Origin of the sequence: Alkalibacillus aidingensis (assembly GCF_014595945.1) — a bacterium.
Classification (GTDB): domain Bacteria; phylum Bacillota; class Bacilli; order Bacillales; family Alkalibacillaceae; genus Alkalibacillus; species Alkalibacillus aidingensis.
Map to the genome: position 1 here is coordinate 191,372 of NZ_JABXWU010000001.1, position 26,172 is coordinate 217,543.

The 26,172-nt window shown below is 37.6% G+C and carries 24 protein-coding genes; 22 read left to right on the forward strand and 2 right to left on the reverse strand.

What is annotated here, in order from left to right; all coding sequences use genetic code 11:
* The first annotated feature begins 78 nt into the window (after positions 1 to 78).
* Together HWQ49_RS00990 and HWQ49_RS00995 are read left to right on the forward strand one after the other, a co-directional pair.
* Positions 79 to 858 (forward strand): patatin-like phospholipase family protein, encoded by a 780-nt coding sequence (locus tag HWQ49_RS00990; protein ID WP_188205706.1) that lies wholly within the window; start codon positions 79 to 81, stop codon positions 856 to 858.
* Complete coding sequence (locus HWQ49_RS00995) at positions 859 to 1,872, forward strand: SepM family pheromone-processing serine protease (RefSeq protein ID WP_188205707.1); 1,014 nt, start codon at positions 859 to 861, stop codon at positions 1,870 to 1,872.
* Between the two features lie 138 nt (positions 1,873 to 2,010).
* Here the strand turns inward: HWQ49_RS00995 and HWQ49_RS01000 are convergent, their stop codons facing one another.
* The gene (locus tag HWQ49_RS01000; RefSeq protein ID WP_188205708.1) at positions 2,011 to 3,222 is read right to left on the reverse strand and encodes a nucleotidyltransferase; all 1,212 of its coding nucleotides are present in this window, start codon (positions 3,220 to 3,222) and stop codon (positions 2,011 to 2,013) included.
* A 196-nt stretch (positions 3,223 to 3,418) separates the two neighbouring features.
* Here HWQ49_RS01000 and HWQ49_RS01005 point away from each other — a divergent pair, with 196 nt between their 5' ends.
* The 4 genes from HWQ49_RS01005 to HWQ49_RS01020 all read left to right on the forward strand — a co-directional run bounded on the left by HWQ49_RS01005 (position 3,419) and on the right by HWQ49_RS01020 (position 5,580).
* A complete protein-coding gene (locus HWQ49_RS01005; RefSeq protein ID WP_188205709.1) occupies positions 3,419 to 3,970 on the forward strand; it encodes a YceD family protein in 552 nt (183 codons plus the stop codon).
* A 53-nt stretch (positions 3,971 to 4,023) separates the two neighbouring features.
* A complete protein-coding gene (gene rpmF, locus HWQ49_RS01010) occupies positions 4,024 to 4,197 on the forward strand; it encodes a 50S ribosomal protein L32 (protein WP_188205710.1) in 174 nt (57 codons plus the stop codon).
* A gap of 74 nt (positions 4,198 to 4,271) precedes the next feature.
* Entirely contained in the window at positions 4,272 to 5,045 is a 774-nt protein-coding gene (locus tag HWQ49_RS01015; protein ID WP_188205711.1) for an enoyl-CoA hydratase/isomerase family protein, read from the forward strand.
* A 121-nt stretch (positions 5,046 to 5,166) separates the two neighbouring features.
* Entirely contained in the window at positions 5,167 to 5,580 is a 414-nt protein-coding gene (locus HWQ49_RS01020; protein WP_394810755.1) for an RsfA family transcriptional regulator, read from the forward strand.
* Positions 5,581 to 6,062: 482 nt separating this feature from the next.
* Here HWQ49_RS01020 and HWQ49_RS01025 read toward each other — a convergent pair whose 3' ends face one another.
* A complete protein-coding gene (locus tag HWQ49_RS01025; protein ID WP_188205713.1) occupies positions 6,063 to 6,542 on the reverse strand; it encodes an N-acetyltransferase in 480 nt (159 codons plus the stop codon).
* A 107-nt stretch (positions 6,543 to 6,649) separates the two neighbouring features.
* Between HWQ49_RS01025 and HWQ49_RS01030 the strand changes: the two genes are divergently transcribed.
* From HWQ49_RS01030 to ftsZ, 16 genes are all read left to right on the forward strand, one after another.
* Positions 6,650 to 7,528, forward strand: a complete 879-nt coding sequence (locus tag HWQ49_RS01030) for a 2-dehydropantoate 2-reductase (protein ID WP_188205714.1) — start codon at positions 6,650 to 6,652, stop codon at positions 7,526 to 7,528.
* Positions 7,519 to 7,890, forward strand: a complete 372-nt coding sequence (locus tag HWQ49_RS01035; protein WP_188205715.1) for a DUF3397 domain-containing protein — start codon at positions 7,519 to 7,521, stop codon at positions 7,888 to 7,890. The genes HWQ49_RS01030 and HWQ49_RS01035 overlap by 10 nt, the downstream gene beginning before the upstream one ends.
* An 83-nt stretch (positions 7,891 to 7,973) precedes the next feature.
* Positions 7,974 to 9,605, forward strand: coding sequence for a bacillithiol biosynthesis cysteine-adding enzyme BshC (gene bshC / locus HWQ49_RS01040; RefSeq protein ID WP_188205716.1), 1,632 nt, complete (start codon positions 7,974 to 7,976; stop codon positions 9,603 to 9,605).
* Between the two features lie 173 nt (positions 9,606 to 9,778).
* Positions 9,779 to 10,210 (forward strand): division/cell wall cluster transcriptional repressor MraZ, encoded by a 432-nt coding sequence (gene mraZ / locus HWQ49_RS01045; protein ID WP_188205717.1) that lies wholly within the window; start codon positions 9,779 to 9,781, stop codon positions 10,208 to 10,210.
* Positions 10,211 to 10,228: 18 nt separating this feature from the next.
* Positions 10,229 to 11,203 (forward strand): 16S rRNA (cytosine(1402)-N(4))-methyltransferase RsmH, encoded by a 975-nt coding sequence (rsmH, locus tag HWQ49_RS01050; protein WP_188205718.1) that lies wholly within the window; start codon positions 10,229 to 10,231, stop codon positions 11,201 to 11,203.
* Between the two features lie 3 nt (positions 11,204 to 11,206).
* Positions 11,207 to 11,575: a cell division protein FtsL gene (ftsL, locus tag HWQ49_RS01055; RefSeq protein ID WP_188205719.1), complete on the forward strand. Its 369-nt coding sequence runs from the start codon at positions 11,207 to 11,209 to the stop codon at positions 11,573 to 11,575.
* A gap of 13 nt (positions 11,576 to 11,588) precedes the next feature.
* Positions 11,589 to 13,784, forward strand: a complete 2,196-nt coding sequence (locus tag HWQ49_RS01060) for a penicillin-binding protein (protein ID WP_188205720.1) — start codon at positions 11,589 to 11,591, stop codon at positions 13,782 to 13,784.
* 72 nt (positions 13,785 to 13,856) lie between these two features.
* On the forward strand, positions 13,857 to 15,785 hold the full coding sequence (locus HWQ49_RS01065; RefSeq protein WP_188205721.1) for a stage V sporulation protein D: 1,929 nt from the start codon (positions 13,857 to 13,859) through the stop codon (positions 15,783 to 15,785).
* Between the two features lie 50 nt (positions 15,786 to 15,835).
* A complete protein-coding gene (locus HWQ49_RS01070; RefSeq protein WP_188205722.1) occupies positions 15,836 to 17,308 on the forward strand; it encodes a UDP-N-acetylmuramoyl-L-alanyl-D-glutamate--2,6-diaminopimelate ligase in 1,473 nt (490 codons plus the stop codon).
* A 5-nt stretch (positions 17,309 to 17,313) separates the two neighbouring features.
* Positions 17,314 to 18,666, forward strand: coding sequence for a UDP-N-acetylmuramoyl-tripeptide--D-alanyl-D-alanine ligase (locus HWQ49_RS01075; protein WP_188205723.1), 1,353 nt, complete (start codon positions 17,314 to 17,316; stop codon positions 18,664 to 18,666).
* Positions 18,667 to 18,692: 26 nt separating this feature from the next.
* The gene (gene mraY, locus HWQ49_RS01080) at positions 18,693 to 19,676 is read left to right on the forward strand and encodes a phospho-N-acetylmuramoyl-pentapeptide-transferase (RefSeq protein ID WP_188205724.1); all 984 of its coding nucleotides are present in this window, start codon (positions 18,693 to 18,695) and stop codon (positions 19,674 to 19,676) included.
* Positions 19,676 to 21,022: a UDP-N-acetylmuramoyl-L-alanine--D-glutamate ligase gene (gene murD, locus HWQ49_RS01085; RefSeq protein WP_188205725.1), complete on the forward strand. Its 1,347-nt coding sequence runs from the start codon at positions 19,676 to 19,678 to the stop codon at positions 21,020 to 21,022. The genes mraY and murD overlap by 1 nt, the downstream gene beginning before the upstream one ends.
* Before the next feature lie 54 nt (positions 21,023 to 21,076).
* Positions 21,077 to 22,177 carry a stage V sporulation protein E gene (gene spoVE / locus HWQ49_RS01090; protein WP_188205726.1) on the forward strand — a complete coding sequence of 367 codons (1,101 nt, stop codon included), beginning with the start codon at positions 21,077 to 21,079 and terminating at the stop codon, positions 22,175 to 22,177.
* A gap of 240 nt (positions 22,178 to 22,417) precedes the next feature.
* A complete protein-coding gene (locus HWQ49_RS01095; RefSeq protein WP_188205727.1) occupies positions 22,418 to 23,215 on the forward strand; it encodes a cell division protein FtsQ/DivIB in 798 nt (265 codons plus the stop codon).
* 138 nt (positions 23,216 to 23,353) lie between these two features.
* A complete protein-coding gene (gene ftsA, locus HWQ49_RS01100) occupies positions 23,354 to 24,637 on the forward strand; it encodes a cell division protein FtsA (protein WP_188205728.1) in 1,284 nt (427 codons plus the stop codon).
* A gap of 61 nt (positions 24,638 to 24,698) precedes the next feature.
* Entirely contained in the window at positions 24,699 to 25,814 is a 1,116-nt protein-coding gene (gene ftsZ, locus HWQ49_RS01105; RefSeq protein ID WP_188205729.1) for a cell division protein FtsZ, read from the forward strand.
* Positions 25,815 to 26,172 lie beyond the last annotated feature (358 nt).

Below are 26,172 nucleotides of genomic sequence, written 5' to 3' on the forward strand. Positions count from 1 at the left end.
TAGATGGGCTTAATGGAAATCTATTCTGCTTATAAATAGATATGCAATCGTCACTACGAATAGAAGGAGGTGTCATATGTGTCGAGGCCAAAAATTGGTCTTGCTTTAGGGTCTGGAGGTGCGAGAGGTTTCTCTCATCTAGGGGTTATTAAAATTTTAGAAGAAAACCGTATTCCGATTGATTATATTGCTGGTAGTAGCATGGGTGCATTAGTAGGAGCCTTTTATGGAGCAGGTCAAGAGATTGATGATTTATATAATTTGGCTCTAACTTTCCGAAGAAAATACTTCATGGATTTAACGGTTCCTAAGATGGGGTTAATTAGTGGAGAACGAATCAAATCGTATATTCGCATGTTTACATATGATAAAAATTTAGAAGAGTTTAATATTCCTGTCGCAGTCGTGGCAACAGATGTTCATAGGGGTGAGCGCGTGATTTTTACTGAAGGTCATGCAGCTACGGCAGTAAGAGCAAGTATTTCAATTCCCGGTATTTTTGTACCGGAACGAATCGGCAATCGACTTTTAGTTGATGGTGGGGTTGTGGATCGTGTGCCGATTTCAGTCGTCAGAGAAATGGGGGCTGATATTATTATTGCTGTTGATTGCTCTAAATTTGAAGAGAATACTGATATACATTCTATTTATGACATCATTATGCAAAGCCTGGATATCATGCAAGATGAGATTGCAGAGCACATGATGATGGATGCTAATTTCATATTAAGACCTGAAGTTTATCAATACAGTTCTAGAGATTATTCCAATGTCAACGCGATCATTGGAAAAGGAGAAGAAGTGGCTGAGAAAAACATAGAATCAATTAAAAAAAGTATGAAAGATTGGATGATATAGATGTTTAATAAGAAGCAATTTATCACATTAGTGATTACAATAGGGTTAGCGCTGTTTTTATCATATTATCAATTGGATTATTATATTTATCAACCGGGAGATACTACCCCCTTATCAACAGTAGTTGAGATGGAGGATAGTTTTGAAAGTGAAGGAGAATTACACTTAGTGACGGTTAGAGGTGGGCAGGCAACCCCTTTGTATTATTTGTGGGCTTTGATAAGACCACATTATGAAATTGTTGACTTAGAACAAGTGAGACCAGAAGGGATTAGTCAAGAAGAGTATATGGAAACTCAACTACATTATATGGAAAGTTCTCAAGAGGCTGCGACTGTTGTCGCTTTTGAAGCAGCAGATGGAAATATTTCTATTGATTATCAAGGCGCTTATGTGGCCATGGTCGTTGAGGAAATGCCAGCTGATGGGAAATTAAAGATTGGTGATGAGATTATTAAGATTAATGGTGAAGATATTTCATCAGCCGAAGAGGTTGTAGCGGCGACATCCTCGCTAAATATTGGCGACACTGTTGATGTAACCGTTATTCGAGATGAAGTAGAGAAAGACATTTCACTTGAGCTAGAGGCGATGCCTGATGATCCGGACCGTCCAGGAATGGGGATTTCGATTGTGACAGATCGGGATGTTAGTGTTGAACCGGAAGTGCTATACGATAGTGGCCGGATTGGTGGTCCAAGTGCTGGTTTAATGTTTGCTTTAGAAGTTTATAATCGACTAACGATGGATGACATTTCGAACGGATTAACGATTGTCGGTACAGGAGAAATTGATTATGAAGGGAATATCTACCGGATTGGTGGTATTGATAAAAAAGTCGTATCAGCTGAACGCGAAAATGCGGATATCTTTTTTGCGGCCAATGAAAATGGGCGTGAAGGCTCGAATTATGAAGAAGCACTTGAGAAAGCAGAGGAAATCGATGCAGATTTAGAAGTGGTACCTATTGATACGTTCCAGGATGCGTTAGATTATTTAAACTCAATCGATTAACCAAAAACACCACAACTTCATTTTAGGCGTCCAAAATGGCTGCAAATTAGCATTTTTCTTGGACAAGGGGTTCTCATTCTTTTTATAAGTGAGAACCCCCTTTATTAATGAATGGGATAGAACACAGGTTTGATCATATTACATCATGACGGGGCCTATTATTTCTTGTTTTCGTAACTGGCTCCTTTTATCAGCCGCAATTACTGAGTAATAGGCGTCTGTTGCCCGTTCTTCAATTTGTAACATAGGGTGTTTGAGTTGTTGATAATTTGAAATTAAGGGCACGTCTAGATCTTTTTTGCGTTGTTGGATAAATTGTCTGCCTGTTTGACTCATACCTAATAAGCGAATATAAGGTTGGGTGGTAATGCTTCTGTATTGATCTATTTCCTCTTTAGTGGTGTTTGTTAAAAGATGTACAAACATTCGTTGTAGTCTAGTCCAAGTATAACGTTTGGTTTTTAATTGTTCCATCCAATCTTTGAAGGATCTACATTGATTAACCGTTTGCTTCAGTCGATATTCTAACCCTTCAATCATGCCGTGGATTCGTCTTAGTTGGTCCACAGATTGTGTTTGAACAAGTAATTGTAAAAATGGAAAGTAATGTTCCCATTCATGCCAGAGGCCGCTTTCAGATTGATAATTCTTCAGTTGTTTAACGGTTTCTTTTGGTAAAGCGTAATTAGCGAGCTCAGTTAATTGTTTTTGTTCTAAAATTTCCTTACGTATACTGGTTGCGCTAGCTATATGAGTCTCAATAGATTGGTCATGGTAACCACTTTTTGAACGCTGAATCGTTTCAGGCTGTATTTGACTATTTAATTCATGAATGGCCTTTACATAACTAAACCCTAAAATGTTGTTAGGTTGTCCTAAGTCGATTTCACCTGTTCTAAGACCTATTTGTTCGTAAGCATATGTACTTGCTTTAGGGAAAGAAAGGCCTTGTTGTAAGTAATTCTGTAGTAAGGTTTGAAATTCTGATTGATTTTCTTTAAAATGCATATAGCCATTAATAAACGGAGTAATTTGACCAGCTTCACTTCCGAAGCATACATAGTCTACTTTTAATGCATCAAGAACCGAAATAGCGCCTTTAGCGAATAAATCAGCATATTGAACAGCATATACAAAGGGTAATTCTAAGACGACATCCACGCCATGAGTGAGAGCAGCCTTCGTTCTTTTAAATTTATCGATTATTGCTGGCTCACCTCTTTGTAGAAAAGAGCCACTCATGACTACTACGGTCACATCTGAGTTGGTTTGTTGTCGTGATGCTTGAAGATGGTATAAATGACCGTTATGAAACGGATTATATTCGACAATTAAACCACATGCTTTCACATCGTTCACGACCTTTTTTTAGATTAGATTTTAATTATATGGTAGAAATAATTAGCTAAAAAAACAAGTACAACTTTTAATTAATGGACAAACTAGTTACAAATAGGAATTTAACCCCTTTAGCTGTTAAGAAAAAATATTGACAAATACTACAATTCCTTTTAAAATAACTCTTGTTGCCTTGAGGTGATTAGCAATGAAAATACCTTTACAAAAAATTAAGGTGAATGAACCTTACAAGTTTGGAGAAACAGTCGATGTATCTGACCTTCAGGAAATGGATAATGATATTCGACGGTTAGAAACGGTTGATGTATCTGGAGAAGCAACGGTAGATAAAGGTTTGTTTACTTTTCGTTTTCAAGTCAGTGGTACCATGATTCTACCATGTGCGAGAACGTTAGTCGATGTTGCTTACCCATTTACAATTGAGGCTTATGAACAGTTTACCACTGCTCAACATAAAGCCTCTGAAGATGAAGAGATTCATTATATTGACCAAGAAGTGCTTGACTTAACGCCTTATATCAAGGAAAATATTTTATTGGAAGTACCAATTCGCGTGTTTAGTGATGAAACTAAAATTGAGGATGTTGTCTCACATCAAGAAGGTTTTACGGTCCTTGACGAAGATGAGTATGAGGAACAGGAAGCCATGCAGCACGAAAAGTTTGAAAGAGAGAAACAAAAGACAGTTGATCCTCGTTTGTCATCATTAAAACAATACTTTAAAGATGATAAAAATTGATTTGATTGATCCTTGATACATGCGGGTCTTATAGTTAAAGGGAGGTGTAACACATGGCAGTACCAAAGAGAAGAACTTCTAAAAAAGTAAAGCGCCAACGTCGTACGCATAAAAAGCTTCAATTACCAGGTATGGTTGAATGTCAAAATTGCGGTGAGTACGTAAAATCACACCACGTTTGTAAGGAATGTGGTCATTATAACGGAAAAGAAGTTGTTGAACAGTAAGTATGAAAAAAGGTGCCTCAAGAATAAGGCATCTTTTTTTATAGCTTATTTTAATACGATGAGGAGAGAATGCAATGGGGAATTTAGTGAATTATAAGTCCTATGAAGATGGATATGCTGTTATAACCATTAATCGTCCGGAGAAAAGAAATGCCATTTCACGCGATGTTATTAACGAATTTAAGCAAGTAGTTCGTGATATTCACTATGGATACCATTCTGATAAATTAATCATCATCACAGGAAGTGGTCATCAAGCATTTTGTGCAGGTGGGGATTTAAATGATTTCCATGGTGAAATGGATGAAGCAGACTCCTTCAATCTATTAAAAGACATGCAAGAAGTTTTATGGGATGTCGTCACGTTACCGGTCCCAACGATCGCTTGGATGAATGGAAGCGCAAGAGGTGGGGGAATGGAGCTGGCATCCGCTTGTGATTTCCGCTTTGTTCATGAACAAGGTACTTACGGCTTTACCCAAGGTCAGTTAGGGATATCGACTGGTTGGGGTGGTGGAACGTTATTATATGAGCGAATTCACCCACAGGATGCCTATGAGTGGCTAGTTAAAGCAGATGTTCGATCAGCTGAACAGTTAAAGGAAATAAGGTTCTCTCAAGATAGCTTTACCAATTCACAGCTAGACAGTAAGCATGAACTCTTAAAACCCTTTATATCAAGAAGCTATGAACAGTTACGTCATTGGAAGTCACAGTGGCTTGAATCTAGAGAATTGAATATACTCAAACAACGAATGGATGACGAAGTTGAAGCTTGTAGTAGATTATGGGTGAGTGAGGCTCATAAGCAAGCTGTTGATAACTTTTTTACCAGAAAGCAAAATTAATGTGTCTATCTCCTCTCTTTGTTGCATAGATTGAAAGTAAAAGACTATGAGCGAAGGAGGAGGCGGCGTGTCGACGCGACAAGATGCATGGACTAAAGATGAAGATTTGTTATTAGCCGAAATGGTCATTAGATACATAAGAGAAGGAAAAACACAAATGAAGGCCTTTGAAGATGTTGGTAAAAAGCTGTCTAGAACGCCACAAGCATGTGGATTTCGTTGGAATGCCAACTTACGTAAACAATACCAGCAGGCGATAGAGTTAGCTAAGAAGGATCGGAAACAATTTAATGACCAATTTCCCCTTGAACAAAAGGTTAGTGATCAGACTAATAATTATAAGTTGAAAACTTTTGACGAGGTGATTGCTCAACTAGAAAAATTGAAAGTAGAGTATTTACCAAATCAACAATCATCTGTTGAGCAGGGCTCTTCAAATGAACTAGAGGAGCTAAGGAATCGAGTTAGGGCTTATGAGCGCTGTATCGAGAAGATTTATGAGATCACTAAAGAAGTTGTAGAAAAGGAACAATAAAAACCGGACTTCCATAAATTATGGAAGTCCGGTTTTTGTGTTTAGTGACTGATTGGATAATGTTTAGTTCACATAACCATGTGATGTTCAGTAACTTTTGGTTAGATTTGTGCTTTTCATTGACGTTTTGCACTTTACACGGAGTCAAAACGTCATTGAGGGTGCTTCTCTCTTACGTTTTGCACTTCACAAGGTGTCAAAACGTCATTGAGAGTGCTTCTCTCTTACATTTTGCACTTCACACGGAGTCAAAACGTCATTGAGGGTGCTTCTCTCTTACGTTTTGCACTTCACAAGGTGTCAAAACGTTATTGAGAGTGCTTCTCTCTTACATTTTGCACTTCACAAGGTGTCAAAACGTCATTGAGAGTCCTTCTCTCTTACGTTTTGCACTTCACAAGATGTCAAAACGTCATTAAGAGCCCAAGAACGTCTGAGTGATTATGAACATCATCCGTCAAATATAAAGTGAACATTACCCTCTAAGAATTGTCTTTTTCTTTTACACCTTCAGGCATCCATATGTAAGGATTTTCGCCAAAGTCTCGTTCCATTTCGTAGGTAGCAGGTTGAAATCCTTGCTTTTCCCAAAACTCATGAGAATTAATGCGAGCATTCGTTTTAATTGGTAGGTTATGGCTCTTAGCAAAGTCAACAAGCTGTTTTCCAAATCCTTTGTCTCGGTAATTTTCTAGTACTTCTAATTTCCATAGTTGCAAATAGTCTTGCGGAGGTTCAAAATAATAATCGTACTTTTTGTCCACTCGATAAAGACTCATACGAGCAACTAATTCATCACCAAAGTAAATGCCATAAAATGGGGATTCACTATTATTTTCAATCATATTGTGCTCTAAGTCTTCTAACATGGATAGTTCCTGTATGCCGTAGGCTTTGAACTTCTTAAATTCTTCTAGTGTTTTAAAGTTTATTAATAATCGTTCAACTTTTGTTGGCATCATTCTTCCCCCTTACTGTTTCTGTAGTATATTATAGTATAAAAGAAGCTATAAGAAAACGGTTAAAAGTTATTATGATACAAGTTAAAATAGATAAGAAGGTGTAATTCATGAATATTGCTGTTGTTGGAACTGGTGCAATTGGGATGTTCGTGGCCCATCAGCTATCCTCAATGGGTGACGATCTAACCTGCTATTGCCGGAGAGTTGACCAAAAGGATCAAATTGAACAATACGGTATAAGGCTAGGTGATCACCAAAAAAGAGTTAAGGTCGCTTTATCATCTTCAATGGATGAACATGATTTAATGATTATTTGTACTAAACAAACCAATTTAAGTCCATTAATAGATTATTTTCATCAACACCATCATCAAACTACATTGTTATTTTTACAAAATGGTATGGGACATATTCATCTTATTGAAAAGTTACCTCAAAAAGTGATGGTAGGCGTTTGTGAACATGGAGTGGAGAAGGTAAGTGATCATGAAGTGAAGTTGAATGGCATGGGTAAGATATTATTTACCAGTTTGCATACTAACATAGATTCAAACGTGGTTCATCACTTAGAAAACCATGATTTTCCTTTTATATATGAGCAGGACTTAAAGTCGACATTACATAAAAAATTAATTGTTAATAGCGTTATTAACCCACTAACGATGATCTTTGAGTTAAGAAACGGTCAATTGTTAGAAAATCAAGACATTCGGTGGATTGCTTATCAGTTAACGAAAGAAGCTTGCGAAATTCTTGAGCATGAAGTTGAAGATATGTGGCAGACCGTTCAAAACATATGTCAGAACACGGCTCAAAATGCTTCATCAATGCTGATCGATTATCGGAATGGACGGGGTACGGAGATTGATTATATGAATGGTTATTTAATAGAGAAAGCAAAACATCCTGCCCCTACTCAGCAATTGGTTTATCGAATGGTGAAAGGAAAAGAGCGAGTAAGAGAGGTGGAATCGATATGGAGATGATAACCTCTATACTTGCTGTTCTATCGACGCTCCCGTTTTTAGTATTCATTATTATGTTTATGATTTTAAAAAAAGTAACTAATCAGGCGACTCGCTCAACTAAACTAGCTGCAGATTGGTCGTGTGTTTTATTTTTAGTTGCTGTCATAGGATTGGTTGATTATATATTTGGCTTATCGATTTGGTGGGAAAGTATCATTTTTTACATGATTTTTATTGGTATTATGATAACCAGACAGTGGCGTAGAGAAGAGGAAGTTCAGTTTTTACAAGCAGTTCGTTTTGTTTGGCGCATAAGTTTTGTTATGTTAACAGTAGCTTATTTTTTGTTAGTGCCAATTGCGATTTATTTACAATTTTAATAAACAGATGAAGTGAATGATATAAACTTATTCTGGTACAATATTTATGTTGTAGGATTAGTGGTTAAAGGAAGGTATAGCGCATGGAAACTAAAGCGATGAGATTAGGGAATCAATCCCAATTATTGACTGATTATCGGGATCGAAAGGAAAGTGTTTTTAAGCATTTTCATTATGATCCGTATCAACTTCAAAGTTTTCAAAGAAGGCAAGACTATGTATCTAGTCTCTCATTTCAACGAGAATCTTTAGTAAGGATTCTCAGAAAGCAAAATGAACAATGGGGATTATCTGAGGAAACGGATAAACATATAACAGAGCTCCTTGACCCGGAGTCTTCTGTCATTATTGGTGGTCAGCAGGCTGGACTATTAACGGGGCCACTCTATACAATTCATAAGATCATTTCAATTATTTTACAAGCAAGAGAACAAAGAGAACACTTAGGTAAGCCTGTGGTTCCAGTTTTTTGGATTGCTGGGGAAGATCATGATTTTCTTGAGATTGATCATATTTATACATATCAGGAAAATAACTTAGAAAAGGTTAGGGTAACAGACCCGGTACCATTTGAAACCAAAATTACGGCATCTAAGCGAGAAATTCCAAAAGAAAACGCTCTTAATTGGTTAGAGCACGTCTTTGCTACGTTTAAAGAGACCGAACATACAAGGGATTTATATGAGTTGATCAAATCCCGGTTAGTAAATAGTCAATCATATGTTGATTTCTTTGCTTTACTAACAAGTGATATGTTTAAAAATGAAGGGCTTGTTCTAGTGGATGCTGATGACTCAGAGTTAAGATATTTAGAGTCAGAATATTTTAAAGCAATGTTATTAAATCAACAAGAAATTGCACAGAGTGTTGTTACTTCATTAAATGAGTTAAATCAAGACGGATATCATGTTGCTCTTGACGTTACCGCGAAAGACGTTCATTTATTTTATCATCATGACGGCGAAAGATTACTGTTGGAGTTAGGTGAACATGGCCAGTTTCAGACAAAAGACGGCCAGCTTTCATTTACAGAATCAGAATTACTTCAATTAATAACCGATCACCCAGATCGATTTAGTAATAATGTTGTTACTAGACCATTGATGCAAGAGTTAGTGTTCCCGGTCTTGTCCTTTATAGCTGGACCAGGGGAGGTTGCTTATTGGTCCACTTTAAAAGGGGCTTTTCATGCCTTGGATTTACAATTGCCAATTGTGACACCAAGATTGTCATTAACTTTAATGAAAGGTAACCATCTCAAACTGATGGAACGTTTGGGCGTGGATGGTGAGTCGATTGTTAATGATGGTTGTTATGATTCAAAAATGAACTATTTAAAACGCCAAAGTTATTATCCAATTGAAGAAACCATTGAAGAAGTAAAAAAACAAATGGGAAAAGCGCACCTGCCGATTCAGGAATTAGCTAATTCGGTAAGTGGAGATCTAAATGATTTAGCGAAGAAGAATCTGCACAAAATAGAAGCGGAAATTGAATTTGTAAAAAAACGAATCACTCAGCAAATAAAAGATAATCACGCACAAGTTATTGAACGATTTGATGAGTTGGAGGATTATTACCATCCTTATGAAGGTTTACAAGAGAGAGTGTGGAATGTGGTCTATTGGATGAATGAGTATGGAATTGAGTTACCCGAGCGACTATTAGGTGTACCACCAAGATGGGAACAAGATCACCAAATCATCTACTTATAACCACTTACCCTCCACAACCTCCCACTTTATGATTGATGATTAAAATACCTATTATATGAAGCGTTGTACACGTTTAGTCTAGGACTAAACGTGTATTTTTTTGTTTTTTTCGGAAATAGAGTGGTAGAAAGTGGGGGGATGTGGTAAACTATTTTAAAAGGTGGGCGAAGTCTATGTTCATGGGAGAATATCAACATAATATAGACACTAAAGGTCGGTTAATAGTACCGGCCAAATTCCGTGATGGGTTAGGACAGTCCTTTGTTATTACCAGAGGATTGGACAAGTGTTTATTTGCTTACCCAATGGAAGAGTGGAAGATTTTAGAGGAGAAGCTCAAAAAGCTCCCATTAACCAAAAAAGACGCCCGAGCCTTCACAAGGTTTTTCTTTTCAGGAGCTGTTGAATGCGAAATTGATAAACAAGGAAGAATAAATGTACCATCACCTCTTCGTACTTACGCTGATTTAGAGAAGGAATGTGTTGTAATCGGGGTATCAAACCGTGTTGAATTATGGGCTAAAGATCAGTGGGAAGAGTATGTAGAAGAGTCAGAGGATTCTTTTGCTGAGATTGCAGAGAATATGATGGATTTTGATATTTAAACGTAATGAGGTGCCAACATGTTTGAACATTACAGCGTTTTAAATGAAGAAGCTATACAAGGGTTGAACATTAAAGAAGATGGTACTTACGTTGACTGCACATTAGGTGGTGCTGGTCATTCGAAGAGAATATTGGAGAAGTTGTCTAAGCAAGGACGATTAATTGCTTTTGACCAAGATGAGACAGCCCTTCAGTATGCTAAAGACATATTAAAAGATGAAGAAAAACAAGTTACTTTTATTAAGAATAATTTTGCTTACTTAGAAGAAGAATTAAATGGGCTTCAAGTTGATGAGGTAGATGGGGTTATTTTTGATCTAGGTGTTTCCTCACCACAGCTGGATGAAGGAGAACGTGGGTTTAGTTTCCATCAGGACGCCTCATTAGATATGCGAATGGACCAATCGAATCCTTTGAATGCTTATACTGTCGTCAATGAGTGGTCTTATGAAGCCTTAGTTAAGATTTTCTTTCGTTATGGTGAAGAGAAGTTTTCCAAACAGATTGCCAGACAAATTGAGAAACAACGCCGTGAACAGTCAATTGAAACGACTTTACAGCTAGTAGAAGTTATTAAAGAAGCGATTCCTGCCTTTGCAAGGAGAAAAGGGGGACATCCGGCTAAAAGAGTTTTCCAGGCGATTAGAATTGCCGTTAATGATGAACTAAACGTATTTCACGGAGCACTTCATCAATCAGCTCGTAAGCTGGCTATTGGGGGAAGGTTAGCAGTCATTACCTTTCACTCTTTAGAGGATCGAATTTGTAAACAGGCTATGAAAAAGTGGAGTACAGAACCACCTATTCCTAAGGATATACCAGTGATGCCTGATGAAATCGCGCCTCCTTTTAAATTAATAACTAAAAAACCAATTGTGCCTTCTGAAGAAGAAGTTGAGGAAAATAGGCGTTCGCGATCAGCTAAACTAAGAATAGTTGAAAAAGTAAAAGAATGGGACGAACAATATGCAATGGAGGAGAGGAGTTTATAACCTATGGCTTTAGAACAAGTAAGGTCTTATCAAGTTCAAGAACCTAAAAGAAGAGTTGAACAACAACCCATCCCTACACCTAAGCCAGTCCAAAAACCTTGGTTTACGAAAGGGGAAAAAGTTCTTTACACATTAGGTATTGTTATTATGGCGATAACAGCCATTGTTGTCGTCAGCTTTTCATCTTCTGTTGATTCAATGAATAGAGATGTGCAAAATTTAAACAACGAAGTTCAGGAGTTGCAATCTCAAAACACTTCCCTACAAGCTGAAGTACAAGAGTTGAGCAACCCTAACCGTATACTATCTATCGCTCAAGAAAATGGCTTGGACATTCGTCATGCGGATGTTAAGCAAGTTTATACTCCATAGGTCGTGATGAGTCATGGAGAATAAAAAACAAAGTGGAATTATTTTGTTAATTGTTGTGATTATTTTCTCTGCTCTTTTTATCACGATCCTTGGCCGATTTATGTTTATCCAAGTGACAGGTGAGGTTCAGTCTGTCGATTTAGTGAGTTATTCGGAGAAATATCGTGAAGCCAATTCGACATTAACAGCTGAACGAGGCAAAATTTATGATCGTTCTGGTATGACCTTAGCTGATAATCGTCCAGTTTATAAGCTTTATGCCATCTTACGTGAATCATATTCTGAAAACTCACCTACTCCATTACACGTTGAAGATATTAATGAAACAGCGGAACAGTTAGCTCCATACCTTGATATGGACGTATCTTCAATTAGAAGCATATTAGAAAACGGTAGAGAAAATGATCAGTTCCAAGTAGAATTCGGAACTAATGGTAATAGGTTAAGTAAGGAAGAAAAAGAGGAAATCGAATCTTTAAATCTACCTGGAATTAATTTTGAAGGTCATTTAGAACGGTATTATCCAAATGGTTTATATGCCTCTCAAGTCATTGGTTTTACAGAACGTGGAGAAGAAAGTCTTAAAGGTGCATATGGGATTGAGTCCGAATTAGATGAATATCTTCAAGGTACTGATGGCTTTGTTAAATACTATCAAGATAGTTACGGATATCAGTTGTTAAATGCAGAAGAAACTGTGCAATCACCTGAGAATGGTGATCATGTTGAGTTAACAATTGATCAAAAAATACAAACTTTTTTAGAAGATGCATTAACATCTGTAGAAGAGACCTATGATCCAGAGCGAGTTATGGCAGCTGTAATGGATCCTAATACTGGTGAAATATTGGCGATGTCAAATCGACCGACGTTTGATCCTAATACAAGGGAAAATATTGAAAATTGGTATAACGATATTATTTCTACTCCATTTGAACTTGGATCAACCCTGAAAATCTTCTCATTAGCCGCAGCTATAGAAGAAGGTGTCTATGATGGTGAAGATACGTTTAAGTCCGGTCAGTATCGAATTAACGAGAATTTTCGACCGGTGCGTGACCATGACCGTGATGGTTGGGGAGTTATTACATATGATGAAGGTGTGATGCGTTCCTCAAACGTGGCTTTTGCTAAGCTATTATGGGAAGAGTTAGGTCCGGATTCATTTCTAGACTACCTCCATGATTTTCATTTTGATCGTTTAACGGAAATCGATTTATCTGGTGAGGAATTAGGGGTGATCCAGTACCGATATCCTATGGAACAGATAACCACTTCATTTGGTCAGGGGTCAACATTTACACCAATTCAACTGATGAAAGCTACGACAGCACTTGCCAATGAGGGTGAAATGGTTCGTCCATATGTGGTCTCTAGTATTACTGATTCTACAACAGGAGAATTACTTCATCAAAATGAAACAGAAACTGTTGGACAACCGATTTCACCTGAAACAGTAGATGAGGTCGTTGAGTTGTTAGAGGAGTCAGTAACTTCAGATATTGGAACAGGTAGGAGATTTGCCCTGGATGACTTTACGTCATTCGGGAAAACAGGAACTGCCCAAATCCCTGACTCTGAATCTGGTGGGTATTTAACTTCTCATAATGACTATGTATTCTCCTACATAGGAATGGCACCTAGTGAAGAACCGGAGTTAATGATGTATGTGGCCGTTAAACAACCTGATGTTGATTATTATAACGAAGGTGGTTTGACAACATCTTATATCTATCGAACAGTTATGGAGAATAGTTTACACTATCTAGAAGTAACACCGGACCAAGATCAAGAACAAAGTGTTGAAGCCATTGGTCTAGAACAAGTAGATGGTGAACCAGTTGACGAGGTTAAAGAACAATTGGAGTCTAGTCATTTAAAAGTAGAAGTTATTGGTGATGGTGAGAAGGTCGAAAGTATTTGGCCAAACACAGGAAGTCAGGTATTACAGAACCAGCGAGTTCTACTATTAACGGATGGGCAGATGACCATGCCTGATCTTACTGGCTGGTCGTTAAGAGAAGTGTTGGCATTAGGTCAATTAACTGATATTAAAATTGATTATATTGGAACAGGTTTTGTCACTGACCAAAGTATTGAAATGAACTCCACCTTTAGTCAAGACCGGATTCTTGTGGTTGAACTGAATGAACGTGAAGAAAAGGATGCAACTGAAGAAAGCGAAGATCCTGAATTCGAAATTGAGTAATTGGCAATGGTCTAATTAGTCGTTTTTTCTCATACGCTTAATACAAGCATAGCTTGTAAAGGAGAATGATCCATGAAGCGTGTATCTGTTGTGACAGTGAGAAAACGACTGGCCATTGTTTTTTTATGTATTGCTGTTTATTTTGTTGTGATGTTTGGTAAATTAGCTTACGTTCAGCTTATATCCGCAAAAGATATCGTAGCAAAAGCGGAAGATTTATGGAGTAGGGATATCCCCTTTCAACCGGAAAGAGGTAAAATCGTTGATCGAAATGGGGATATTTTAGTTGAAAATGAAGTCGCTCCAAGTTTGGTTGTTGTACCTAGACAAATAGAAGACCCAGACTATGTTGTTGAACAGTTGACAAAGATTATTTCAATTGGCGAGGACAAGTTATATGACCATTTAACGAAAAATGTTTCTGTAGAAGCGATCCATCCAGAGGGGCGTAAGCTAACTAAGGAACAGACTGAACAAATTCGAACGTTAAATCTACCAGGTCTTTACTTGGCTGAAGATTCTAAACGATATTACCCATATGATGAGCAATTAGCTCATGTACTAGGGTTTACCGGAATAGATAACCAAGGATTAATGGGTTTAGAAGCTAGCTACGATGATGTGTTAAGTGGTGAGGAAGGTGCATTATCCTTTTTCTCCGATGCTAAAGGAAGAAGGTTAAATGATTTATCTAATCGCTATACACCACCTGAAGACGGGAAAGATCTCTCGTTAACCATCGATGCAGATATTCAAGCAATAGTTGAAAGGGAATTAGACCAAGCTGTTGCATCATATAATCCTGATGGGGCCCTTGCTATTGCAATGGACCCTAATAATGGAGAAATCTTAGCTATGGCAAGTCGACCAAACTTTCACCCGATTGATTATCAATCCGTTGAACCTGAAGTATATAACCGAAATTTACCCGTATTTAGCACCTATGAACCTGGTTCTACTTTTAAAATTATTACGTTGGCTTCAGCCTTAGAGGAAGGTCTGGTTGATTTAGAGGAAGATTCGTATTATGACAAAGGGCATGTAGAAGTAGATGGAGCGCGACTCAGGTGTTGGACTAATGGTGGTCATGGGGAACAATCTTATTTAGAAGTGGTACAAAATTCTTGTAACCCTGGATTTGTAACCCTCGGTCAAAAGGTTGGTGAGGAACGATTATTCACGTATATTGATGAATTTGGCTTTGGTGAAAAAACAGGTATTGACCTACAAGGAGAAAGCTCTGGAATTATATTTGATGAAGAACAAGTTGGCCCGGTTGAACTAGCCACAACGGCCTTTGGTCAAGGAGTATCTGTTACACCAATTCAACAAGTTACTGCGGTAGCGGCAGCCATAAACGGAGGGTACTTATACGAACCGTATGTTGTAAAAGGTGTAAAGGACCCAATAACAGAAGAAATGCTAGACGAACGAGAGCCTACTTTACGTCAGCAAGTCATCTCCAACCAAACATCTGAAGAGGTTAGAAACGCATTAGAGCATGTGGTCGCACTTGGTACAGGTCGAGGAGCTTATGTTGAGGGTTATCGTGTTGGTGGTAAGACGGGTACCGCTCAAAAAGTTGGTGAGAACGGACAGTATTTAGAAAATAATCATATTGTCTCATTTATCGGATTCGCTCCAGCAGATGATCCAGAAATCCTGGTTTATGTTGCGGTTGATAACCCACAGGATACCGTGCAATTTGGGGGAGTCGTGGCCAGCCCTATTGCTGGGCAAATCATAGGAGACGCTTTACATCACAAAGGTGTTCCTAGAAGTGATGAAGGTATTGAGAAGGACTATCAATGGCCTGACGTACCCACTGTTGAGGTACCTGAATTAGTCGGTGAATCTGTCAATGAATTGCAGCAATATTTAACGAATATCACGATTGAAGTAGAGGGTGAAGGAGATGTTGTAACAACACAATCCCCTGAAAGTGGTGTAAAAGTTGAATCTGGTTCAACCGTTAGGGTTTATTTAGGTGAAGGGGATTAATAACGTTATCTTGCCATAGTGTTAGGTCTTCTAAGAGAATAGGTGATAACATGAGGTTAGATCGTTTAATTGCTGCTTTAAAGTTTTACGAACTACAAAGCACTTTACCACAGTGTGAGGTTACCTCTATTGAAATGGATTCAAGACGTGTAAAAGAAGGCTCATTATATGTTTGTATTAAAGGTTATCATGTGGACGGACACGACTTTATTAAAGAAGCAGAAGAACGAGGGGCATGTGCAATTGTCGTTGAGAAAAATGTGAAAGCAGATGTCCCCGTTATTAAGGTTCCATCCACTGTAAGGGCACTAGCGTTGTTAGCAGATTACTATTATGGTTCGCCAAGTCAACATTTAAATGTTATTGGGGTAACAGGGACGAACGGTAAAACGACATTAACCTATTTACTTGATGAAATTTTTTCAGCACATGGTCATATAAATGCTATAATTGGTACCATAAGTTTAAAATATGGTAATACTCAAAAAGAGCTAAAAAATACAACACCAGATGCGCTATTTTTACACCAGAATTTTCGACAAATGATTGATGATGGAATTGATACAATTATTATGGAGGTTTCATCACACTCACTTAGTTTGGGACGCGTTTATGGAGTTGACTTTGATACAGTTGTTTATACTAATTTGTCACAGGACCACCTCGACTTCCACTCCAATATGGATGAATATGCCTATACAAAATCGTTATTATTTGCGCAGTTGGGTAATCATCTATATAACAAACAAAAAACAGCTGTGATTAATAATGACGCAAATTATACCCAAACTATACAGCGAGCCACTGCACAACCAACGATCACTTATGGTCTAAATGACGAAGCAATGATTTATGGAACGGATATACAGCTTAAGCCGGGTTCAACGTCATTTCAGGTAAAGCTGCCTAATGGTGTAGGTCAAATTCACACCTCTTTATCTGGGAAATTTAATGTCTATAATGCCTTGGCAGCAGTTGGTGTGGCATATGCTCATCATATTCCACTTGAAACTGTCAAAGAAGCATTAAGTAACATAAAAGGGATACCAGGTCGTTTTGAAGCAATCGACCTTGGGCAGTCCTTTTCAGTGATTGTTGATTACGCACATACACCTGATTCGTTAGAAAACGTATTACAATCGATTCAAGAGATTAGGCAAAGGCAAGTCATTACGGTCGTAGGTTGTGGGGGAGATCGTGATCGTTCGAAAAGGCCGAAAATGGCTGATGTTGCGATCTATTATAGTGATCAGACTGTTTTTACAACTGATAACCCAAGAAGTGAAAAACCGGCTTCCATCTTAAAAGATATGACTTCTCATTTAAATGAAGAGTCTTATACAATAGTTGAAGACAGGCGACAGGCGATCCAACAGGCAGTTGACATGGCAAACGAAAATGATATTATTCTTATTGCAGGAAAAGGGCACGAAACATACCAAGAAATTCAAGGAGAACGAATTCATTTCGATGATCGTGAAGTTGCGAGGGAAATGATCCTTTCTCGATTAAAAAAGGGGTAAATAAAATGGTCAAATTCACATTAACTTTCTTACATAAATTGTTTCCTAACAATCAACTAGTAAATAAGCAAAATCAAGCTGTTCAACAAGTTTTTATCGATAGTCGAGAAGTTGTTACGGATGGACTATTCGTGCCTATTATCGGTGAGCGTTTTAATGGGCACGATTTTATTTTACAAGCCATTGAAAATGGAGCAGTTGCAGCATTATGGAATGAAGAGGAACAGCTTCCTGAAGAAGTGCCGACGGATTTCCCGGTATTTTTTGTTGAAGATACTTTATCGTCTTTGCAGCTCCTTGCCAATAAGTACCGTTTAGATGTCGATCCAACCGTTATTGGCGTAACAGGATCCAATGGTAAAACAACAACTAAAGAAATTCTAGCAGGAAGTTTATCTCCTCATTACAAAGTAGCGAAAACAGAAGGTAACTTCAATAATTTGATCGGCTTACCATTATCTATTCTTAAGATGGAACGTGATTGCGATTTATTAGTGCTAGAAATGGGTATGAATAGCTTTGGAGAAATTGAAGCCCTATCAAACATCGCTCAACCTAATATATCTGTCATTACCAATATTGGTGAATCGCATATTGAATATTTAGGAAGTCGTGAAGGAATTGCTAAGGCCAAGTTAGAAATATTAAAGGGAATGAATCCAGATGGCGTGTTAATTGTTGATGGTGATGAACCTTTATTAGACATTGACACCTCTCTACATCGAATTACTTGTGGTATAGGTGAAGGGTTAGATTACCAAGTTCAAAACATTAAACAGTTTGAGAACATGACAGAGTTTACGATTAATGGTATGAGTTACCGAATTCCATTATTAGGAACGCATCAGGCGAAAAACACTGCTTTTGCAGTTGCAGTTGGTGATTGGCTGAACATAGATTCGAATCAACTAGCTAATGCACTTGCTTCATTAGAACTTCCTAGTATGAGATTTGAAATGATTGAAACTAGTTCTAAAGCCGTTTTAATCAATGACGCTTATAATGCGTCTGCTACATCCATGATGGCCTCAATTGATGTTGTTAAAAATTTACCTTATAAAAGAAAAGTATTAGTTCTGGGAGATATTTTTGAATTAGGAGCCTTCTCAGAAAGTGAGCATCGGAAAGTGGCCAAATCAATTAATTCTTCAATCGATGCTGTGTTCACGCTAGGGGAAGACAGTCGTTATATCATCGATTCATTACCTGAATCATTTACGGGTGAATCCAAGCACTATACTGAGCAAAACAGTTTGATTAAACAGATAAAAGATCAGATGACAGAAGGTACAGTCATATTATTTAAAGCTTCTCGTGGGATGAAATTTGAAGATATGATTGACCATTTACAGAGATAAGTAGTGGAAGAAAGGAAGAGTCTAATTTGTCACAGTTATTAATTCTTATAACCATCGCTGTTGCTTTTTTAATTACCGTTTTATTATCACCACTATTAATCCCGTTTTTAAGGCGACTTAAATTTGGGCAAAGTATACGTGAGGATGGTCCAGAATCTCATAAAACAAAATCTGGCACTCCAACAATGGGCGGTGTCATGATTATTTTCTCAGTCGTTGCTACGACGTTAATCATGGTGCTACGAGATGACCTTAGTAGTTTTACAAGTGAAACATTTATTTTATTATTTGTTTTAATCGGTTATGGACTTATAGGGTTTTTAGATGATCTTATCAAAATTCTTAAGAAACGTAACTTGGGCTTAACGTCTAAACAAAAGATGTTATGTCAAATCTTTATTGCGATCGTTGTTTATTTAATTTTAAACAACCATGGTTTTGCGACAGACATAGTCATTCCTGGTACATCATGGTCAGTTGAACTTGGTTGGTTTTATAGTATCTTTATTCTACTTATGTTAGTAGGATCTTCAAATGCTGTTAATTTAACAGATGGTTTAGATGGTCTTGTTGCAGGAACTGCATCCGTTGCGTTTGCAGCTTTCGCAATTATTGGCTGGTATTACCAAATGCCATCGGATCTAATTATCTTCATGTTTGCTGTGGTCGGCGCTTTACTAGGTTTTTTAGTATTTAATAGTCATCCAGCCAAGGTATTTATGGGAGATACAGGATCATTAGCAATCGGAGCCTCATTAGCGATTATTGCTATTCTAATGAAGCTAGAATTGTTATTAATTATTATCGGTGGAGTTTTCGTGCTTGAAACGTTATCAGTTATTATTCAAGTGATTTCATTTAAAACGACAGGAAAACGAGTCTTCAAAATGAGTCCTTTACATCACCACTATGAATTAGCTGGCTGGTCTGAATGGCGTGTCGTTGTAACATTTTGGCTAGTTGGGATGATTTGTGCAGCATTTGGGATTTATATTGAGGTGTGGATCTAGTGAAAACATTACAGAACTTTCCTTATAAACGAGTATTAGTTTTAGGATTGGCTAAGAGTGGGAAAGCAGCAGCACAGCTACTTTATGATAGTGGAGTTACTTTTTTAATTAATGACCAGACTCCTTTAGAAGACAACCCGATAGCTGAACAATTTCAACGCTTAGGAGTTGAAGTGGTCACTGGAGGCCATCCAATTTCAGTTTTGGACGGTGTCGACTTAGTTGTGAAAAACCCTGGAATTCCCCATAGTCATCATATTGTTGAGCAAGCAGAGTTTAAGGGAATTCCTGTTGTAACAGAAGTTGAACTTGCTTACCAACTTATTGATGGTCCTTTAGTGGCTATTACTGGTACTAACGGAAAAACAACAACGACGACTTTAATTTATGAAATACTAAAAGAAGGTAATAAAGAACCATTGATAGCTGGAAATATTGGTAAGGTTGCCTCAGAAGTTGTACGTAACCAAAAGAGTGGACAGCCCGTTGTTATGGAACTGTCATCATTCCAATTAAAAGCGACTAAACATCTAAAACCGGATATTGCGGTCTTGCTAAATTTAACAGAGGCTCATTTAGATTATCATGAAACAAGACAAGATTATGTTGAATCTAAGTGGAATATTACGAAAAACCAAACAAAAGGTGATGTGTTGGTTGTGAATGATGATGACCCGTCGATTAACCATCTCCAAAAGGATTCGCTTGTTAAACGGGTACCGTTTTCAATGAAACAACTATTGGATAACGGAATTTCATTTGTAGATGGTTCGATTTATGTTAACGGTCATCGATTAGTTGTTCGGAAGGATATTGCTCTACCTGGTAAACATAATTTGGAAAATGTCTTAGCTAGTATTGCTGTAGCAAGACAGTTAGGTGTAACTGACCAGGTTATCCTTAAAGTGCTAAAGACTTTTTCTGGTGTCAAACATAGGTTACAGTTTGTGAGTAAAAAGGAAGGACGCCTTTTTTACAATGACTCTAAAGCGACGAATATTCTAGCAACAACTAAAGCCATTCAAGCTTTTGATCAATCAATCGTTTTGATTGCTGGTGGATTAGATCGTGGAAATGGATTTGATGAGCTTATCCATCAATTTGAAAATGTTAAGCATTGTGTGGCGTATGGTGAATCTGCTACCAAAATTAAAAATGCTGCATCAAAGTATGATTATGATGCAATTACCATTGTTGAGAGTCTAGAACAGGCTGTTAATGTGGCCTACCAACAAAGTGATCCAGGGGACATTGTGTTATTGTCACCCGCATGCGCCAGCTGGGATCAGTTCTCTTCATTTGAAACTCGAGGTGACATGTTTATCGATGTCGTGCATAAGCTGTAATAGGGGCTTGTACGACACAGCCCCAACTTCTTGGAGGAGTTAGGGGTGTTTTTTTTGGAGAAAAAACAATCAGTCGATTATGTACTTTTAACAGCGATTGCGATGTTACTACTAATAGGCTTAGTAATGGTGTACAGTTCTTCTTCTGTGTGGTCAGATTACAAATTCGATGATTCTACCTTCTATTTAAAAAGACAAGCATTGTTTGCCTTTTTGGGTATTATTGGAATTTATCTCACCTTAAAGATTCCTTACTATCAATGGTTAAATTACTCTGTTTCGATTTATGTAATCTGTTTTATTTTATTAATTGTGGTCTTAATTCCGGGTATTGGCATGGTTCGTGGTGGAGCACAAAGTTGGATCGGTGTTGGAGCATTTAGTATCCAGCCAAGTGAATTTATGAAAATTGGTATGATTATGTTGTTCGCTGCCATTCTTCCTAAATTACAGCGAGAGATTCAGCACTTTACAAAAGGCTTCCTTCCCATTCTACTATTACTAGTTATTCCGTTTGGCCTGATTATGCTTCAGCCAGATTTAGGAACAGGTGTAGTTTATGTAGCAACAGGGATGCTTATGCTATTTATTGCTGGTGCTCGAGTTAGCCACTTCGCTGCTTTAGCTTCTATTGGTGTGATTGCTTTTATCGGCTTAATTATTTCAGCTCCATACCGAATCAATAGGATTAAAGCTTTTTTAAATCCTTGGGAAGACCCTTTAGGTGATGGATTCCAAATTATTCAGTCACTATATGCAGTTGGCCCAGGTGGATTGATGGGTCTAGGTTTTGGCAATAGTATGCAAAAGTACTTCTATTTACCAGAACCACAAACAGATTTCATATTTGCCGTGATTGCTGAAGAACTTGGATTAATTGGTGGAACATTTGTGTTAGGACTCTTTCTAATTGTTATATGGAGGGGTGTATTAGTCGCCTTGAACACCCAAGAGTTGTCGGCCTCTTTATTAGCATTTGGAATCACCGCTATGATTACTATTCAGGTCATGATTAATATTAGTGTTGTGATTGGTCTCATTCCGGTAACAGGAATTACCTTACCACTGTTAAGCTATGGGGGCTCATCTTTAACCATCACACTTTTATCGCTTGGCATATTGTTAAATATTAGTCGATATGCGAAAATAACATAAAGTACACCATATGAAAAGCTTCTTTATCATTGCATATAAAATTTATTTGTGAATATAGCAGGGAAGTTAAAAGTTGTTATCGAATTATAAAATGTATAATTTAGAACAAAAGACCTTATTCTATCAAGGCTAATCTATGATATAATATAAAAATAATACTTATATAGTAATTCAATAGTTCCAATAATAGACCCTGTGTAATGATGGATTAATGTATGATAATAAGGAGAAGCTTTTCTAATGGCTGAAAAAAAGATTGTTTCTATTGAAGATCGTATACCACAACTTAAACAGGCTAGAAAACGAAAAGCTAATAGGAGATTTATTTTATATTTATCGGTTATATTACTACTCGTTCTTGTCATTGTTTATATGCAATCACCATTAAGTCATGTTAAATCTGTTGAAGTTGAAAACAATGGTGTTGTATCAGTCGAACAGATTACTGACTTAGCAGGTATTGATTGGGATGAATCATATTGGAAGCAAAATACAGACGAAATAGCTCTAAATATTCAGGAGCATCCAGAAATTGAACAAGCTGAAGTCGAAAGAAGTTGGTATAATTCATTTGTAATCAGTGTTCAAGAATATAAAAGGGTTGCTTATCAAAAGGATGGAGAGAGTTATTATCCAATTCTTCAAAATGGTGAACTCTTATCAGAGGTGAAGTTAGACAAGCCACGAAGTGATGCACCACTTCTACACGGGTTTGAAGATTCGAATTATTTAAGTGAAATATCCGAACAATTAGCTTCATTACCAGATTCTATCAGTCTATTGATTTCTGAGATTTACTGGGATCCTGATGAAGTTAACCGAGACCGAATAAGATTTTATACGGTTGACGGACAAGAGGTGGTCGGGGTCATTTCCAATTTTGCCTCTAAAATGGAAGTTTATCCTTCTATTTCTGCACAAATCAATGATGATCTTGAAGGCGTTCTCCACATTGATGTCGGTGCTTATTTTGTCCCATTTGAGGACCAAGACATGGAACTAGAAATTGATGAGATTCCATTAGAGGAATCTTTTTAAGGAATTCTTGTAGAAAAGTGAAGAAAAATGTAAGAAAAGAAGGTATTATAGTAATTAAAATGGAAGTATGTTAATAAGAAACTAATAAATGTCCTAATCAACGTTAAAGTGAACACAGGCCTTACCGGAGGTGCAAACATGAACCGAAGTGAAGTACTAGTTAGTTTAGATATTGGTACATCAAAAGTAAAAGTAATCGTAGGAGAAGTTTCGAATGAAACCATAAATGTAATCGGCGTTGGCACGGCTGAGTCAGTCGGAATGAAAAAAGGTGCCATTGTCGATATTGACCAAACTGTACATGCCATTCAAAATGCAGTTGACCAAGCAGAAAGAATGGTCGATATGTCCATTAAACGGGTGATTGTCACCGTCAATGGTGATCATATACAATTACAAAACTGTCACGGAGTTGTCGCGGTTTCAAGTGAGACACGAGAAATTGATGATGAAGATGTGACAAGGGTCATTGAAGCATCACAAGTTATGCAAATCCCTCCTGAAAGGGAGATTGTCGATGTCATTCCACAACAATTTATTGTTGATGGTCAAGATGAAATTACCGACCCACGTGGAATGATTGGTGTTCGCTTGGAGATGCAAGGAACCCTTATTACTTGTGGGAAAACCAATTTACATAACATCTTAAAATGTGTAGAAAGAGCTGGACTTGATGTTCAGGATATTTGCTTACAACCATTAGCAGCTGGTGAAGTTGCCTTATCCCAAGATGAGAAAAGTCTAGGTGTAGGTTTAATTAATATAGGTGCAGGAAGTACAACGGTGTCTGTATTTATAGAAGGTAATTTAGTGAACACATCTGTTATTCCGCTTGGTGGAGATAATATAACCAAGGACCTTTCAATCGGTTTAAAAACAACTACCGAGGAAGCAGAGAACATCAAACTAGAGTATGGACATGCCTACTTGAATTCTGCTTTAGAAGACAATAGCTTCACTGTGACAACAATTGGTAGTGATGAAAAACAAACATTTAACCAAGTACAAATTGCAGAAATCATTGAAGCACGTCTTGATGAAATCTTTCACTTTATTTTGCAAGAGTTTAGACGGATGGGATACCCACAGCTACCAGGTGGCTATGTGTTAACGGGTGGTTTAATGAGAATTCCAGGTACGTTAGATCTCGCTCGTGATGTATTTCAAGCAAATGTGCGGTTATCTATTCCTACGCATATCGGTGTACGTGAACCTTATTACACAGTCGGTTTAGGTACCTTGCAATTCGCCTATAGAAATGCGAAAATACAAGGCAAAGCCTATGCTGTTGGAATTGAAAGCCACCAAGCAAAGTCTGAACCAAAACCAAAAGAATCTATTAAAGCTCAACGTAAGCAAGCCAATCAAGCAAAAGATAAAGAAGGTTTCATGAAAAAAATTCAAAACTATTTCTTTGATTAATTCGCACGTTTCCTTCAAAGGTAATGTAAAAGGAATAATGAACAAGTAGGAGGAACGAGACATGTTAGATTTTGAAGCAAATATGGATCAATTAGCAACAATAAAAGTAATCGGTGTTGGTGGCGGTGGCTCCAACGCTGTCAATCGTATGATTGAACATGGAGTTCAAGGTGTCGAGTTTATTGCGGTTAATACAGACGCACAAGCATTGAATCTTTCCAAAGCAGATACCAAATTACAAATCGGTGAAAAGCTTACTCGTGGATTAGGTGCAGGTGCTAATCCCGAAGTCGGTAAAAAAGCTGCTGAGGAAAGTAAAGAAGTGATTGAAGAAGCACTTCATGGTGCCGACATGGTATTTGTTACTGCTGGAATGGGTGGTGGAACAGGTACGGGTGCAGCACCTGTTATTGCTCAAACTGCTAAAGAGCTTGGTGCATTAACTGTTGGAGTAGTCACTCGTCCATTCTTATTTGAAGGTCGTAAACGATCAACTCATGCTAGCACTGGAGTTGACTCCTTAAAAGAAAATGTTGATACACTAATTGTTATTCCAAACGATCGTCTATTAGAACTAGTAGATAAAAATACGCCAATGCTAGAAGCTTTCCGTGAAGCTGATAATGTCTTAAGACAAGGTGTTCAAGGCATTTCTGATTTAATTGCGGTGCCAGGACTTATTAATGTAGACTTTGCAGACGTCAAAACAATCATGTCTGATAAAGGTTCTGCATTAATGGGAATCGGTGTTGCAACAGGGGAGAGCAGAGCAGCAGAAGCAGCTAAAAAAGCTATCTCATCACCTTTATTAGAAACATCAATTGATGGAGCTCATGGTGTGTTAATGAATATTTCAGGTGGTCAGAACTTAAGCTTATATGAAGTACAAGAGGCTGCAGAAATCGTAACGTCTGCAGCAGACCAAGAGGTTAATGTCATTTTTGGTTCGGTAATTAATGAGAATTTGAAAGATGAAATTGTTGTAACCGTTATTGCGACTGGTTTTGATGAGAGTGAAAAACAACCAAACCCGGCACAACCACGACAACAACAATCCACTTCTCCAATAGGGCAGTCACCTAGTCAAGGGAGACAGACCCCTACACAGCGACCAAAATATGAAGAGGATACGTTAGACATTCCAACGTTCTTACGTAATCGCAATCGCGATCAGTAATACGCATTTAGGTAGAATTCATAGATTAAGTTTTAAGTGGAACCGGTTCTCTATGACGTTATGCACTTTACGAAGTGAGTTATCGTCAATGAGGCCGGTTCTCTATGACGTTATGTGTTATTTAAGATGGATTATCGTTAATGAGAGTGGTTTTATCGGACATTTTGATTCATTTGATTGCTTATAATGTCATTTAGCCCCACTATGACCCTAACAGATCCATCAACTACATATTATTAAAGCAACCCTAAATATTAAATAAAATTAATCTAAGATCTGTTCACTATTAAGTAGTGAATGGGTCTTGTCTATTTCAGACAAAAGATCCCAAAAATAGATACCTTAGAAGCCTAGAAAC